The 14,264-nt window shown below is 64.8% G+C and carries 15 protein-coding genes; 5 read left to right on the top strand and 10 right to left on the bottom strand.

Annotated features, from left to right (window positions below; genetic code table 11):
• The first annotated feature begins 54 nt into the window (after nucleotides 1-54).
• Nucleotides 55-201, top strand: a complete 147-nt coding sequence (locus HZF03_RS21775) for a hypothetical protein (RefSeq protein WP_011159884.1) — start codon at nucleotides 55-57, stop codon at nucleotides 199-201.
• Between the two features lie 146 nt (nucleotides 202-347).
• Here HZF03_RS21775 and HZF03_RS21770 read toward each other — a convergent pair whose 3' ends face one another.
• From HZF03_RS21770 to HZF03_RS21760, 3 genes are all read right to left on the bottom strand, one after another.
• On the bottom strand, nucleotides 348-788 hold the full coding sequence (locus HZF03_RS21770) for a hypothetical protein (protein WP_042441301.1): 441 nt from the start codon (nucleotides 786-788) through the stop codon (nucleotides 348-350).
• A 207-nt stretch (nucleotides 789-995) separates the two neighbouring features.
• On the bottom strand, nucleotides 996-1,427 hold the full coding sequence (locus HZF03_RS21765) for a nuclear transport factor 2 family protein (RefSeq protein ID WP_012497557.1): 432 nt from the start codon (nucleotides 1,425-1,427) through the stop codon (nucleotides 996-998).
• A gap of 485 nt (nucleotides 1,428-1,912) precedes the next feature.
• Nucleotides 1,913-2,347, bottom strand: coding sequence for a hypothetical protein (locus HZF03_RS21760; protein WP_011159881.1), 435 nt, complete (start codon nucleotides 2,345-2,347; stop codon nucleotides 1,913-1,915).
• Nucleotides 2,348-2,560: 213 nt separating this feature from the next.
• Here HZF03_RS21760 and HZF03_RS21755 point away from each other — a divergent pair, with 213 nt between their 5' ends.
• On the top strand, nucleotides 2,561-3,814 hold the full coding sequence (locus HZF03_RS21755; RefSeq protein WP_119019088.1) for an acetyl-CoA C-acetyltransferase: 1,254 nt from the start codon (nucleotides 2,561-2,563) through the stop codon (nucleotides 3,812-3,814).
• Between the two features lie 212 nt (nucleotides 3,815-4,026).
• On the opposite strand, the gene HZF03_RS21750 is transcribed toward HZF03_RS21755, so the two are convergent.
• A complete protein-coding gene (locus HZF03_RS21750; protein ID WP_119019087.1) occupies nucleotides 4,027-4,299 on the bottom strand; it encodes a hypothetical protein in 273 nt (90 codons plus the stop codon).
• Nucleotides 4,300-4,309: 10 nt separating this feature from the next.
• Nucleotides 4,310-5,077: a DpnI domain-containing protein gene (locus tag HZF03_RS21745; RefSeq protein WP_119019086.1), complete on the bottom strand. Its 768-nt coding sequence runs from the start codon at nucleotides 5,075-5,077 to the stop codon at nucleotides 4,310-4,312.
• 48 nt (nucleotides 5,078-5,125) lie between these two features.
• On the opposite strand from HZF03_RS21745, the gene HZF03_RS21740 reads away from it, so the two are divergent.
• Nucleotides 5,126-5,464, top strand: coding sequence for a (2Fe-2S) ferredoxin domain-containing protein (locus tag HZF03_RS21740; protein WP_234832279.1), 339 nt, complete (start codon nucleotides 5,126-5,128; stop codon nucleotides 5,462-5,464).
• 57 nt (nucleotides 5,465-5,521) lie between these two features.
• On the opposite strand, the gene HZF03_RS21735 is transcribed toward HZF03_RS21740, so the two are convergent.
• The 4 genes from HZF03_RS21735 to HZF03_RS21720 all read right to left on the bottom strand — a co-directional run bounded on the left by HZF03_RS21735 (nucleotide 5,522) and on the right by HZF03_RS21720 (nucleotide 10,185).
• Complete coding sequence (locus HZF03_RS21735) at nucleotides 5,522-5,716, bottom strand: type II toxin-antitoxin system HicA family toxin (RefSeq protein ID WP_119019084.1); 195 nt, start codon at nucleotides 5,714-5,716, stop codon at nucleotides 5,522-5,524.
• Nucleotides 5,717-5,950 carry a DUF1902 domain-containing protein gene (locus HZF03_RS21730; RefSeq protein ID WP_119019083.1) on the bottom strand — a complete coding sequence of 78 codons (234 nt, stop codon included), beginning with the start codon at nucleotides 5,948-5,950 and terminating at the stop codon, nucleotides 5,717-5,719.
• A gap of 90 nt (nucleotides 5,951-6,040) precedes the next feature.
• The gene (gene uvrB / locus HZF03_RS21725; RefSeq protein WP_119019082.1) at nucleotides 6,041-9,073 is read right to left on the bottom strand and encodes an excinuclease ABC subunit UvrB; all 3,033 of its coding nucleotides are present in this window, start codon (nucleotides 9,071-9,073) and stop codon (nucleotides 6,041-6,043) included.
• 59 nt (nucleotides 9,074-9,132) lie between these two features.
• Nucleotides 9,133-10,185 carry a hypothetical protein gene (locus HZF03_RS21720; RefSeq protein ID WP_119019081.1) on the bottom strand — a complete coding sequence of 351 codons (1,053 nt, stop codon included), beginning with the start codon at nucleotides 10,183-10,185 and terminating at the stop codon, nucleotides 9,133-9,135.
• Nucleotides 10,186-10,416: 231 nt separating this feature from the next.
• On the opposite strand from HZF03_RS21720, the gene HZF03_RS21715 reads away from it, so the two are divergent.
• Both HZF03_RS21715 and HZF03_RS21710 read left to right on the top strand, forming a co-directional pair.
• Nucleotides 10,417-12,402: an alkyl/aryl-sulfatase gene (locus HZF03_RS21715; protein WP_119019080.1), complete on the top strand. Its 1,986-nt coding sequence runs from the start codon at nucleotides 10,417-10,419 to the stop codon at nucleotides 12,400-12,402.
• Nucleotides 12,403-12,732: 330 nt separating this feature from the next.
• Nucleotides 12,733-13,428 (top strand): glutathione S-transferase family protein, encoded by a 696-nt coding sequence (locus HZF03_RS21710; RefSeq protein ID WP_119019079.1) that lies wholly within the window; start codon nucleotides 12,733-12,735, stop codon nucleotides 13,426-13,428.
• On the opposite strand, the gene HZF03_RS21705 is transcribed toward HZF03_RS21710, so the two are convergent.
• Nucleotides 13,416-14,207, bottom strand: a complete 792-nt coding sequence (locus tag HZF03_RS21705; RefSeq protein ID WP_119019078.1) for a crotonase/enoyl-CoA hydratase family protein — start codon at nucleotides 14,205-14,207, stop codon at nucleotides 13,416-13,418. The genes HZF03_RS21710 and HZF03_RS21705 overlap by 13 nt on opposite strands.
• Between the last annotated feature and the right edge of the window lie 57 nt (nucleotides 14,208-14,264).

The following is a 14,264-nucleotide window of genomic DNA, read 5'->3' as shown; positions in this document are numbered from 1 at the left end:
TGAACCTTGCGAGCGCCACGTTCGACGAACGCAGGGCTGAGGGAATTGAAGACAATGGCTGACCAAGCTGGACTGAAATGGGTGGGCGTGATCTTCGCCACCGTGACGCTGGCGGTGATGATCACCACCGGAATGGTTGTGAAGGGTTACGCAGTGGGCTCCTACAGCCTCGACTCCGCGACGACGATCTCCGACCGCTGAGCTTAAAGCTCGCGGCTGCCGGCACCCCGCCGGCCATCGAACTAAATCCGAGATAGCACGCAAAAAGCAGCCACCTCGCGATGGCTGCTTTTGTCGTTTCAAGACCTGTGATCGACCGGATCGCGGGCCGAATCAGGGTGGACCGATCAGCCGTGACGCAGGGTGTCGGCGGCGCGCTTCCACTGCGCGACGTTCTCGGCGATCATCCGGGTCGACTTCATCGCCGCCTGGCTGAGCTGGGCGTAGCTCGAGATCTCGCGCTGAACCCGCTGACCTTCGGCGTGCAGCAGGTCGCGCAGCGTCTCCAGTTCGCCGATCAGGTTTTCGATCTCGCCGAGCGAGGTGCCCGCAACGCGCTGGATCAGCGAGTTGACGTTGTTGACCGCAGCTTCGGCGGTGCCTTCGAGGCCGAGCGACGAGGCCGGAGCCGCCGCCGTGTCGGTGGTCGCGGTCGTCGCCGAGGGGCGGCGCAGATAGGCGATGTCGTTGCGGACGAAGTCGCGGATCCCCGCTTCGACCTCGGAAACGGCGGCGAGGTTCTCGTCGGTCTCGGTGGTCTCGATCTTCTCGGAAGGAATGGCGTTCATTCGGTTGGTCCCCTGTGTGAGCGTCACGCCGCGCGGGGATCGCCCGCACGTAATCTGCCGCCGCATGACTCCAGCGCAATTTGACCGCATCGCGGCCGTTCTGCGGCGCCGTCTCGGTGTTTCGGCGACAATCCTCAACGTCCCATTAACGACGCGGCCGCCAGCCTCGGGGGAGAAGCCGGCTGCGCTACAACTCAGACGATTGTCTCAGGCGATTTTCGGCAGGTGGATCGGGCGGCCGAGCGCCTGTTCGACCAGGTCGAAGGTGTCGAGCACCATGCGCAGATTGGTCAGCCGGCCGTTCTGAAACTGGGTGAACAGCGCCATCCGCACGCTGATCGGCCGGTTCGTGCCGGCGGCGGTCAACGAGTAGCGGACCATCGAGGCGGCGGAGTCGATGCCGAGCATCACCGACTCGCGGTGATAGCGATAGATCCGCACGCTGTCGGCGATCTGCCGGCAGACTTCGAGCACCGCCGCTTTGCCTTGGCGGGCACCGAAAAAGGGGAACATGTCGATCGGGCCGTAGATCGCCCAATCGATGTTGTCGTCGATAATCGTAGCGAGGTCTTCGGTCTGGCGGTCGTTGAGGGCGCGATGCAATGCACGCGAGAAACGCCAGAGACTATGCTCTGTCATTGGCAATCCCGTTCAAAGTTTGATTGTCGATGCAAGCAGCGGCACCTGGCGACGCGTTGGTCGCCTTGCCCTTTACAATTTGCTGCGCTGTGTGTTCCGATTAGTTACACTAAGAGCCAATTGCAATCGTCTTTTGTGCATTGCACAAATTTAGATTCGCAGGCTCAAGCCGCCCGTTTGGCAGGCATCCAGCGGGCCAAGCCGCCATGGTTTTGCCGGCTTTTCTGCAGCCTCTGAGTAGTTGCGCCCGATATCGAGTAATCGCCCCGCACGGCCTCGGAATAGTCCGAGGCGGATAGCGTACCGAGCCGGGAAACGTCAGCTAACCGATGCCGCCCGGCGATCACTCGCGACGCGCACGACTTCGCCACATGGCGACACGCTTCGCCAACTGATTCGCGGACCGTGACGGGATGCTGAGCGCAAGCGGCGGGGTTAGGGAGAGACGGGCGGACCGAACCGCCCATCTGGACAGCCGAACCGGGTCAGCGCTTGGCCTTCTTGGCGGCCTTCTTCTTGGCGCCGGTTTTGGCCGGCTTGGTCTCCGCCTTGTCGCCTGCTGCCTTGGCGGGCTTCGACTTTGCAGTCTTGGACTTGGCGGTCGCCTTCGGCTTGTCGTCCGCCTTCGGCTTGGACGCCGCTGCGGCAGCCGTGGCGGCATCTTCGGCCGCCTTGCGCATCGCGCGGGCGTAGGCATCGGCGGCGTTGTCGGCGGCGGTCTGCAGCCGCTTTGCCGCGGCCAGCCCCTGCTCATAGGCGGCGGTCGCCAGGGCCTTGCCCTGCGCCTTGCCGGCGGCGTCCTTGGCCTTGGCGGCACGGGCCAGCAGCGCGTCGCGGCGCTTTTTCACCGCGGCGGTCAGCGCCTTGGTCTGCTGTTTTGCGAGCTGCCGGATGATCGCGTCGAGATCGGCCTCGGCCATGTTGGTAGTCCCCCAGAAGTGTCTTGTTGGCGCGCGACTATGCAGAGGCGCACCGCGGTTGGCAATTCGTCAGTTCCGCCGTGCGGCATAAGCCGGCGCTCGACACAGATTGAATGGGGCTGCATCGCCGCCGCGGCTTGACTTCGTCGTCGTCTCGGACAATCTCGCCGCCAAGCCCCAACAAACCGCAAACAAGATCGGGAGAAGAACAAGATGGCAGACGCCTACATCATCGACGCAGTCCGCACCCCCCGCGGCATCGGCAAAGTCGGAAAGGGCGCTCTCGCCGACATGCATCCCCAGCACCTCGCCGCCACCGTGCTGAAGGCGATTGCCGAACGTAACAAGCTCAACACCGCCGACGTCGACGACATCATCTGGTCGACCTCGACCCAGCGCGGCAAGCAGGGCGGCGACCTCGGCCGCATGGCCGCGCTCGACGCCGGCTACGACATCAAGGCTTCCGGCACCACGCTCGACCGCTTCTGCGGCGGTGGCATCACCGCGGTGAACTTCGCCGCCGCGCAGATCATGAGCGGCATGGAAGACGTGGTGATCGCCGGCGGCACCGAGATGATGTCGCTGACCGCCGCGATGGCTGCCGAGGACATGGCCGCCGGCAAGCCGCCGCTCGGAATGGGCTCGGGCAACGCCCGCCTGGCCAAGACGCATCCGCAGTCGCATCAGGGCATCTGCGGCGATGCCATCGCCACGATGGAAGGCATCAGCCGCGAGACCCTCGACGCGCTCGGCCTGGAAAGCCAGCGTCGCGCCGCGATCGCGATTCAGGAAGGCCGCTTCGACAAGAGCATCGTCCCGGTCAAGGACGACGAAGGCAATGTGGTGCTGGCCAAGGACGAATATCCGCGCCCCGAAACCACCGCCGAAGGCCTCGCGGCGCTGAAGCCGGCCTTCACCGCGATCGCCGACTATCCGCTCGACGACAAGGGCACGACCTACCGCAAGCTGATCAACCAGAAGTACCCGGACGTCGATATCAAGCACGTCCACCACGCCGGCAACTCGTCGGGCGTGGTCGACGGCGCTGCGGCACTGCTGCTGACCTCGAAGGAATACGCCGAGAAGCACGGCCTGAAGCCGCGCGCCAAGATCCTGGCGATGGCCAACATCGGTGACGATCCGACCCTGATGCTCAACGCCCCGGTGCCGGCCGCCAAGAAGGTGCTGCAGAAGGCCGGTCTCACCAAGGACGACATCGACCTCTGGGAGATCAACGAAGCCTTCGCGGTGGTCGCCGAGAAGTTCATGCGCGACCTCGACCTCGACCGCTCCAAGGTCAACGTCAACGGCGGCGCGATCGCCCTCGGCCACCCGATTGGCGCCACCGGCGCGATCCTGGTCGGCACCGTGCTCGACGAACTCGAGCGCCGTGGCCTCAAGCGCGGCTTGGTGACGATGTGCGCGGCGGGCGGCATGGCCCCGGCGATCATCATCGAGCGGGTGTGAGGGCGGCTTAGCGCTTTCAACTTGGTCTGTTACGACGTGGCCGGGCTCGCCCCCGGCCACTTTTCGTTTTTGCGACCACAGCGTCATTGCGAGCGAAGCGAAGCAATCCAGGCTCTGTGCAAGGCGCTGGATTGCTTCGTCGCATCGCTCCTCGCAATGACGGAATTGCGCAGGAAGGACGAGCCGATTGGTCTCACCCCATCCTACGATACTCAATTCCTAGCCAAGAATGCCGCGGCTTTCTTCCTGGTCGGAAAACGACCGATCTCCTTGTAGTCAGGATGGTGTCCCGCAGAATCGGGCGAGCGGAGAGCGACGAACTTTTTGCCTTCCTGCACGATCAAGTCGGTCAGATCATTGCTGTCGAGCGGTGACATGTGGCGCGCCCCACAATGGGGGCAGTCGTCGTCGCACATGCAGGACCACTCGTCGGTCCAAATCCGTCCGCAGCGCTCGCATCGGTAGATGTTGAGAAACCACGCCACGCTCGCCTCCTCATTTGATCAAGCGATAATTTCCCTTGCCTACAAACTCCAGGAACCCACGGTCGCGTAGATACTGCAACTGTTGTCGAATTTTCGGTCGAACGTTCTGGTTGTCCGGGTACAGCGAGCCCAGGTGTCGATCGAACGCATAGACTTCATCGAGCGAGAATTCTGTTTTGCCGATGGACTCGACGCAACTCATCACATCGAGCAGCCAGCCCTTGGTTTCGAGGGATTCTTGCCGAAGAAAGAGTGTCTTCTGCCATTGCTCCAGCACCAGATCTTTCGGTCGGATGCTCCGGTTCTCGACGATGTGTATCTTCCCTGACTCGGGAATTCTGCTTAGCAGAATATTCGATCCGACCCAGCCCGCGCGCCTCGCCGTCGGTGCCAGCGGCTTCCGCGCCTCAATGATCTCGCGGACGAAAAAGTGCTTCGGCACGACGAACAGATTGATGACTTCAAGCGACTTGAGGTCGTAGTTCATCAGCAGCAAGTTGGGGTTATTGCTTGCCGCAAGGCGATCGCACTTGGTCTTGTAGGCGCCATCGGCGACGGACGAGCCGAACTTGCCTTTCTGGCTCTTGAGCTCGAACTCCTCCTGGCAGGATGCGCAGAAAAAGTCAGCAAGTGGGCTGTTGTTCGGAAACTGAGAAATGTTCTGGTTGCCGCAATGTGGGCAGTAAGCCCAGGTCTTGACCCACGTCTCGGTCCAGACGCGGGCATTCTGCGAGCCGCTATTGTAGGCGGCCTGGGTCTCTTCAAAGCCGAGCTTCATGGCTCAGCCTAACAAATCATCTCGCGTTGGGAAAAGCGCGGCGTTTGGATGAGACGGCGTCATCCCTATATCTACGTGATGTACCCGAAATCCTCCCCCACCATCGCCCGCCCCAAACGCCCGCCGCCGGTGCTGATCTGCGGCAAATGCCTGTCTAAGATCGACGGCGGCAAGAAGCTGAAGCAGGCGCTGAAGTCCGAACTGAAACAGGCCGCCGCGTCGCACGGCGGCAAACGTCCCAAGCTCGTCACCATCGGCTGTCTCGGCATCTGCCCGAAACGTGCGGTGGTCACCGCGAGCGCGACGACGCTGGCCAACGGGGAGTATGTGCTGGTGGAGGATTGGAAGGAGGTGGAGGAGGCGGTCAGGATGCTAAAGCCCGAATAACGCCGGGAAAGACCACATTGGTTCTGGTGGCTGAGGACAAGGTCCCCCCCGTCTTCTTCAGAACTGCTTCGGCAGTCCAGCCTGCTTCAAAATTCCGTTCGCCGTGTGCCGCGACTTGATCTTGGAATCGACGGGCAAGCTCTTGCCGGTCATCGGGCTTCGCCACATCTCGTGATCACCCTTGCCTTGCCGAATAAACTCGCAACCGTGCTTTCGGAGCAGGTCCTTCAAAGCAGGTGCGTAGTCGGTCATCTACGCCACTTGGAAACGCGGCGCTGCTCGACTGGACGTGACGAGCTCGAACGGCACATCGGTGCCCGCGCGCGGGTCGGCGTTTTCCACCAGCACGTCCTGGATCAGGTCCGGCATCTTGCGATAGAGCACCTCGTAGGTGTCGGCTTCCGTCACCAGGGGAATGTCGTCGCTCTGGGCGACCCAGACTCTTGCCTCTTCGTCGTACGTGACCTGAATAACCAGCACTGCCACGGCGACCTCCTGACGCGGTCGTCAGACCGCCTTCATAAAGATAGCTCACCTCGGTCGAAGTTCAAACCAAGCGCGGGATAGTCCGCGATCCTACCTCTTCTTCCATCCCCCCCTCTTCCCCGGCGCGCCGCCTGTGCTGCGCGGGGAGGGGCCGAATTCCGGGCCGGCTTCGCGGCTGGAGGTCGGCTGATAGATCTTGCTCTCCGTGCCCGGCCCCATTTCGTCGAGCGTCGGCTTGCGCGGCTTGGGGCGCTGGACTTTCTTGAATTCGTGAAAGCCGGCGATGCCCATTTCGTCGAGGTCGGGTTTGTGGACCTTTGACGCAGTGCTCGCGGCACCCCCACCCCGGCCTTCGGCCGACCCACTCCGCAAGGGGGAGGGTGACGTGGCGGCGCCGCCTCGTGATCCTGACTTGCCGCGTCCGCCTTTGCCCGCATCGGCTGGCAGGTTCGCGGCGTCGCCGTAGCGTTTGGCGCCGGCGTAGCTGCCGGCTTTGTCGGCGACCTTGCGCTGCTTCACGGTCGGATCGTCGATCACCGCGAGCTCGGTGGCGCGCAGGCGTTTGACTTCGTCGCGCAGGCGGGCGGCTTCTTCGAAGTTCAGGTCGGCGGCGGCTTCGCGCATCCGGGTTTCGAGATCCGCCAGCACCGCTTCGAAATTGTGGCCGATCACCGCGGCGTCGTCGGTGAAGCCGGCGCCCTTGCCGTCGCCGATTTCGACCAGCACGTGGTCGCGCTCGTACACGCTGTTGAGAATGTCGCCGATCGACTTCTTCACGCTCTCCGGCGTGATGCCGTGCGCGGTGTTGTATTCGATCTGTTTCTCGCGGCGGCGATTGGTCTCGTCGATCGAGCGCTGCATCGAGCCGGTCATTTGATCGGCATAGAGGATGACCTTGCCGTCGACGTTACGGGCGGCGCGGCCGATGGTCTGGATCAGCGAGGTTTCGCTGCGCAGGAAGCCTTCCTTGTCGGCGTCGAGGATCGCCACCAGCGCGCATTCGGGAATGTCGAGGCCTTCGCGCAACAGGTTGATGCCGACCAGCGCGTCGAACGCCCCGAGCCGCAAATCGCGGATGATCTCGATGCGCTCGATGGTGTCGATGTCCGAGTGCATGTAGCGCACGCGAATGCCCTGTTCGTGCAGGAACTCGGTGAGGTCCTCGGCCATCCGCTTGGTCAGCACGGTGATCAGCGTGCGATAGCCGCGCGCCGCGGTAGCGCGGACCTCGCCGACGAGGTCGTCGACCTGGGTGCGCGCCGGGCGGATATCGACCGGCGGGTCGATCAGGCCGGTGGGGCGAATGACCTGCTCGACGAACACGCCGCCGCTTTCGTTCAGCTCCCATGCTGCCGGCGTCGCCGACACCGCGACCGTCTGCGGCCGCATCATGTCCCACTCTTCGAAGCGCAGCGGCCGGTTGTCCATGCAGGACGGCAGGCGGAAGCCGTATTCGGCCAGCGTCGCCTTGCGGCGGAAGTCGCCTTTGAACATCGCGCCGATCTGCGGGATCGAGACGTGGCTTTCGTCGGCAAACACCAGCGCGTTGTCGGGCACGTATTCGAACAGCGTCGGAGGCGGCTCGCCCGGCCGGCGGCCGGTCAGATAGCGCGAGTAGTTCTCGATGCCGGCGCAGGAGCCGGTCGCTTCCATCATCTCGATGTCGAAGGTGGTGCGCTGCTCCAGCCGCTGTGCTTCCAGCAGGCGGCCTTGCGCATGCAGCTGATCGAGCCGCCATTTCAACTCGGTCTTGATCGACTGAATCGCCTGGATCAGCGTCGGCCGCGGCGTCACATAGTGCGAGTTGGCGTAGATCTTGACGAATTCCAGCTCGTCCTGCTTGTGGCCGGTGAGCGGGTCGAACTCCTCGATGCCCTCGATCTCGTCGCCGAACATCTTCACTCGCCAGGCGCGATCCTCATAGTGCGCCGGGAAGATGTCGATGACGTCGCCGCGCACCCGGAAGGTGCCGCGCGAGAAGTCAGCCTGGGTGCGCTTGTATTGCAGCGCTACCAGATCGGCGATCAGCTGGCGCTGGTCGATCCGCTCGCCGCGCTTCAGCGCGAAGGTCATCGCCGTATAGGTCTCGACCGAGCCGATACCGTAGATGCACGACACCGAGGCGACGATGATGACGTCGTCGCGCTCGAGCAGCGCGCGGGTCGCGGCGTGGCGCATCCGGTCGATCTGTTCGTTGATCGACGAATCCTTCTCGATATAGGTGTCGGTGCGCGGAACGTAGGCTTCGGGCTGGTAGTAGTCGTAATACGAGACGAAATATTCCACGGCGTTGTCGGGGAAGAAGTTCTTGAACTCGCCGTAGAGCTGCGCCGCCAGCGTCTTGTTCGGTGCCAGGATGATCGCCGGGCGCTGCGTTGCCTCGATCACCTTGGCCATGGTGTAGGTCTTGCCTGAGCCGGTGACGCCGAGCAGCACCTGTGTGCGGTCGCTCCTGTCGAGGCCTTCGACCAGTTCTTTGATCGCGGTCGGCTGGTCACCGCGCGGCTGGTAGTCGGACTTCAGCACGAAGCGGACGCCGCCTTCGGATTTCTCCGGGCGTGGCGGCCGGTGCGGCACCCACAGCTTGACGCCGCCGTCTTCGCCTTTGAACTCCGGGCGGCCCTCGCGGATCAGGCTCTCCAGTGCGTCGGCGGTGGCCTTGACGCCGAGCGCCTCCATCTTGCTGCGCGGTGGCCGCGCCAAGGCTTCGGCGTCGTCCTCCTCGGTCGGCAGGCCGAGCTGCCGCGCCAGTTCCGGATCGAGCGTCGGGATGGTGGCGGCGGTGCCATAATTGGCCTGCGGCGCTTCATTGAGGCCGCCGCGGCTGGCGCCCGGCGGCTGCGGATAGGGCTGCAGCGCGGTCGGCCGCGGCGTTGCGCCGTCGCCGGCTTTGGCAGTCGAGGCCCGGCCGCGATGCACCGCCGCTTCGCCGCCGCGGCGGTCGTGCGAATTGTCCGGCGGCGGCTGCAGGCCGGTGCCTGAGCCGAGGCCCGCGTCGCCGCGATTCAGCGCCGGGTTCAGCAGTTCGGCCAGCGCAGGGCCGATCGGCTTCACCTCGGGCCGATGTGCTTTGGATTTCGGGGTTTTTGCCGGCTTGCCAGGCTTGTCGGGAGTCTTCGCCATGCCGGCAATATGGGGCGAAGCGGGGGGCGAATAAAGGGTGCGCCGCCCAGCCGTGTTGTCTAGGCCGGTGCCACCCGCAGGCGCTGCATCCCCTTCGGCAGCCGCGCGTCGCACCACGCCTCGATCGCCGGCAGGCGACGATGCAGGAACAGTCCGAGCGCGATGATCGCGATGCCGATCAGCGACAGCGCGAACGGGAACAGCAGCGAGTCGCGGAACAGCTTTTCGGCGAGATCGCCGAGATAGATCGCGATCCCGAGCGCGCCGAACACCGCGAACACCCGCCGGCCCAGCACCACGGCGATGCCGAGGAACACGACGTTCATGGCGCAGTACAGCGCCTTGTCGAGATTGGTCCCGTTCGAGGTGGCAGTGATGCCGCCCCAGAACGTCATCACGCCGAACAGATACAGCCAGAATGCGAAATCGCCGCTGCGCTGGCGCAGATGCACGATCACGGCGGCGATCACCATGACGGCGCCGAATCCGATCGAGACCTTGCGGCCGGTTTCGAAATCGCCATGCGGCGTGCCGGTGATCCACGGCACCAGGTCCATCGACAGGAACCACAGCGCCACCGCCATCAGAAACACGATGAACGGGAAGCGATAGAACGCGAGCGCCACCAGTGCGGCCACGATGGTGGCGAGCTCCATGAAGATGAAGCTGCCTTTGACCCAGATGTAGAAGCTGCGAATGGTGTCGGGCTTGCCGAATTCGGACCACAGCCCGAATGCCTCCTGCACGCCATACACCGCCAGCGGCATCATCCCGACCGCGACGGCGATGCATAGCCCGCCGGGCGTGCGCAGAGCTTTCACGTGCCACAGATAGTGCCCGGTCCACCAGAACGCGACGGCATAGATCAGCGCCGTGGCAGTCAGCGCTGCGCCGCCAAGGCCGGCGAACGCCATGGTCGAGAACAGCCCCATCGCGCTGATCACGATCAGCGCGCCCGCATACCAGAGCAGATGCACGATATCGAAGCGCGGGGCGTCGCTCGCGACCGCCGGGCGTCTGGCGTCCAGGAAGGCGCGGAGTGCCGCCTCCTGCGCCGGGGTGATCACGCCGGCCTGGGCCGCGGCTTGTAGATCTTCGGCCGAATAGCGCATCGCAACTCTCCCTTCGCCCGGCCGTCGGTCTGGTTGCCGATCGGCCGCCGCTGGTGGTGTCGGCGGAGAGGGATCATGTTCAATTCGCGTTACGGAATACTTTGCACCGCGGCAAAACTTCGGCTGTGGAGAGCACTGTGCAGGGTACAGAATTTCGATTTCGCGGGCGGGATTGCGATGGTCACCGCGGCGGGAACCGGGCGATGATCCGCGCCCTTCCGGAGATTGATCATGGCACGAATTATACCGTCGATGATACTTGCTACCACCGCGGCGCTGTCGCTGCTGGCTGCACCGCTGGCTGCCCAGCCCAACGACGCCGAGCCGGCGACGCGGGCGGCGAACGAGGTGGTGAACAAGTTCCTGCCTCTTGCCGATCGCGCCGATTTCGAGGACGCGCAGCGCGGCCTGATCGCCTCGCTGCCCGATGGCGTGGTCCCCGGACCGGCGGGGGCGCCGGCCGCGTGGGACCTCAAGCCGTACGACTTCCTCAAGGGCGATCAGCCCTCCGCGACGGTCAATCCCAGCCTGTGGCGGCAGGCGCAGCTCAACCTCGCCAGCGGCCTGTTCCAGGTGGCCGAGCGGGTCTATCAGGTCCGCGGGCTCGACATCGCCAATGTCACGATCGTCGAAGGCGACACCGGCCTGATCATCACCGACACCACGTTGACGGTGCAGACCGCCAAGGCGGCACTCGATCTGTACTACCAGCACCGGCCCAAGAAGCCGGTGGTGGCGCTGATCTACACCCACAGCCACATCGACCATTTCGGCGGCGCCCGCGGGTTGATCGACGAGGCGGATGCGGCGAGCGGCAAGGTCAAGGTGATCGCGCCGACCGGCTTCTTGGAACATGCGGTCGCCGAGAACGTCATCGCCGGCAACGCGATGAGCCGCCGCGCGCAATTCCAGTTCGGAACGCAGCTCCCGGTCGGTGAGCGCGGTCAGGTCGATGCCGGCCTCGGCAAGGCGCTGGCCAAGGGCACGGTGTCGCTGATCGCGCCGAACGACCTGATCAAACAGGCCTATGAGACCCGCAGCATCGATGGCGTCGAGATCGAATTCCACCTGGTGCCGGAGTCGGAGGCGCCGTCGGAGATGATCTCGTACTATCCCCAGTTCAAGGTGCTGAACATGGCGGAGGACACCACCCACACGCTGCACAATCTCTACACCCTGCGCGGCGCCGCGATCCGCGACGGCCGGCTGTGGTCGAAATACATCGGCGAGGCGATCGAGCGCTATGGCGACAAGACCGACGTGGTGATCGCGCAGCACAACTGGCCGGTGTGGGGCCGTGACCGCGTCGTCGGCTATCTGAAGAAGCAGCGCGACGTCTACAAGTTCATCCACGACCAGAGCGTGCGCCTGCTCAATCACGGCCTGACGCCGACCGAGATCGCCGAGCGGTTGACGCTGCCGCCGTCGCTGACGAGCGAATTCGCCGCGCGCGGCTATTACGGCTCGGTCAGCCACAACGCCAAGGCGGTGTATCAGTTCTATCTCGGCTGGTACGACGCCAACCCGGCCGATCTCAATCCGCTGCCGCGCGCCGAGCAGGCCAAGAAGGAGATCGACTATATGGGTGGCGCCGCTGCGGTGCTGGCGCGCGCCCGCGACGACTACAAGGCTGGGCAATATCGCTGGGTGGCGACGGTGGCCAGCAAGCTGGTGTTCGCCGATCCCGCCAACACCGAAGCCCGCGCGCTCGGTGCCGACGCGCTGGAGCAGCTCGGCTATCAGGCCGAAGCTTCGACCTGGCGCAACGCCTATCTGCTCGGCGCGCAGGAACTGCGCAACGGTTTGATCAAGACCGATTCGGTCACGTCCAATCCCGATCTGCTCAAGGGCGTATCGATCGATCTGGCGTTCGACTTCCTGGCGGTGCGGCTGAATGCGGCGAAGGCCGAGGGCAAGCACATCGTGGTGAACTGGACCTTCACCGACCTGAAGGAGACCTACACCATGAACCTGGAGAATTCGGCGCTGACCCACATCTCCGGCAAGCTGTCCGACAACGCCGACGTCAGCGTCACCCTGAACCGCGCCACCTTCGATGCGATCTCGCTGAAGCAGCGCGGCTTCCTCGGCGCGGTGCTGAGCGGCGACCTCTGGGTTAGCGGCAATCCGCTGAAGCTGCGCGAACTGTTCGGCCTGTTCGAAGACTTCTCACCGAACTTCGAGGTGATCGAGCCGGTCAAGGCGAAGATCGAGTAGGGGAGGCGCAGCTCCACCCGCACGTCATTCCGGGGCGCGCCCGCCAGGGCGCGAACCCGGAATCCAGAGGTTGTTGCGGCAGGTAGTCCAACGAGATTCCGGGTTCGCCGCTGCGCGGCGCCCCGGAATGACAACCAACGGCAGAGCAGGGCGCGGCGGTGCCGTTCGCCCGCACAGCGTCATCCGCGGGCTTGACCCGCGCATCCATCATCTTGAAGAGATGGATCGCCGGATCAAGTCCGGCGATGACGTGAAGTGTGTGGCGAGCGCCCGGCGCCAGAGATGTGCGGCGAGTGCCCACAACCATCGCGAGACCCGAGGACGCGCGACATGACTCTCAAACTGTTCGAACTGGTCGGGGCCGATGTGGGCCGGCCGTTTTCGCCGTTCGTGTGGCGGACGCGGATGGCGCTGGCGCACAAGGGGCTGACGGCCGAGACGATCCCGTGGCGCTTCACCGATAAGGCGGCGATCGCACCCTACGGCTCGGAGAAGGTGCCGGTGCTGCTCGACGGCGACAAGACGGTCGTCGATTCCTGGGCAATCGCCAACTACCTCGAAGACGCCTATCCGGATCGGCCGTCGCTGTTCGGCGGCGATGGCGGCCGGGCGATGGCGCGGATGCTGAACTGGTGGGGCGACCTCGCGATCGTCGGCGGCATCTTCCCGATGATCGTCGCCGACATCGCCCAGCGGCTCGATCCGGACGATGCCGCGTATTTCCGGCAGTCGCGTGAGGCGCGGCTGAAGACAACGCTGGAGGAGGCCGCCGCGCCCCGTGATCGCGCGGTCGAGGGCTTTCGCAAGTCGCTCGACCCGCTACGGCTGACGCTGAAGACGCAAGCCTTCATCGGCGGCGCCGCACCGAACTACGCCGACTACATCGTGTTCGGCGGCTTCCAATGGGCCCGGGTCGTCAGCGACTTCTCGCTGCTGCAGAGCGACGACCCGGTCTACGCCTGGCGCGAACGGCTGCTCGATGCATTCGGCGGCTTGGCGCGGGCCACGCCCGGCTATCCGGTCTGAGCCGCGTCGCGCGGCCGGCTGCGCCACTCGGCGAGGCCACGCGCCAGCTCCTCGCGGCCGGCCAGCATGGCGAACTGCGCGCGCTCGACCAACAGGCCCTCGTCGATCGACAGATTGAGCCCGCGCGTCGTCGCCGTAATCACCGCGGCCACCGCGCCGGGCGGATGCCGGATGATCTGCCGTGCCAGCGCATCCGCCGCGCCTATCAGCTCCTTGTGCGGCACCACGCGATTGACCAAGCCGATCGCGAGCGCATGGTCGGGCGAAAACGGCTCGCCAGTGAGTAACAATTCCAGGGCGCGCTTGCGGCCGGCGAGGCGCGGCAGCCGCTGGGTGCCGCCGAAGGTCGGCGGCATCGCCAGCTTGATCTCCGGCTTGGCGAAGCGGGCGCGATCGCTCGCGACCGCCAGATGTACTGCTTCGGCGATCTCGCAGCCGCCGCCGTAAGCGAGGCCGTTCACCGCCGCGATCACCGGCTTGGAAAAGCTCTCCAGTCGCGCCGTCATGGTTTGGCCGCGGCGGACGAAATCGCGCACCGCGTGATCCGCGCCGCGTGCAACGCTGCCGGAGAACTCGGCGATGTCGGCGCCGGCGGAGAACGCCCGCTCGCCTGCGCCGGTGAGGATCACGGCGCGGACGGCGTCATCGACTTCGATCGCGTCGAGCCGCTGCATCAGCCGGTCGATCAGCGCGTAGCTCAGCGCGTTCAGCTTCTCGGGGCGGTTCAGCGTCAGCAGCGCGACGTCGTCGCGCAGCTCCATCGGGATCAGTTCAGTCATGTCGCGGTCTCCATCGGGGCACGCGATGGTTACTGTGGGCGGCGCGTTGTGTATATT

It is taken from the genome of Rhodopseudomonas palustris, assembly GCF_013415845.1.
Lineage (GTDB): Bacteria > Pseudomonadota > Alphaproteobacteria > Rhizobiales > Xanthobacteraceae > Rhodopseudomonas > Rhodopseudomonas palustris_F.
Note: the sequence above shows the minus strand (reverse complement) of the source record. Positions and strands in the feature narration are given on the sequence as shown.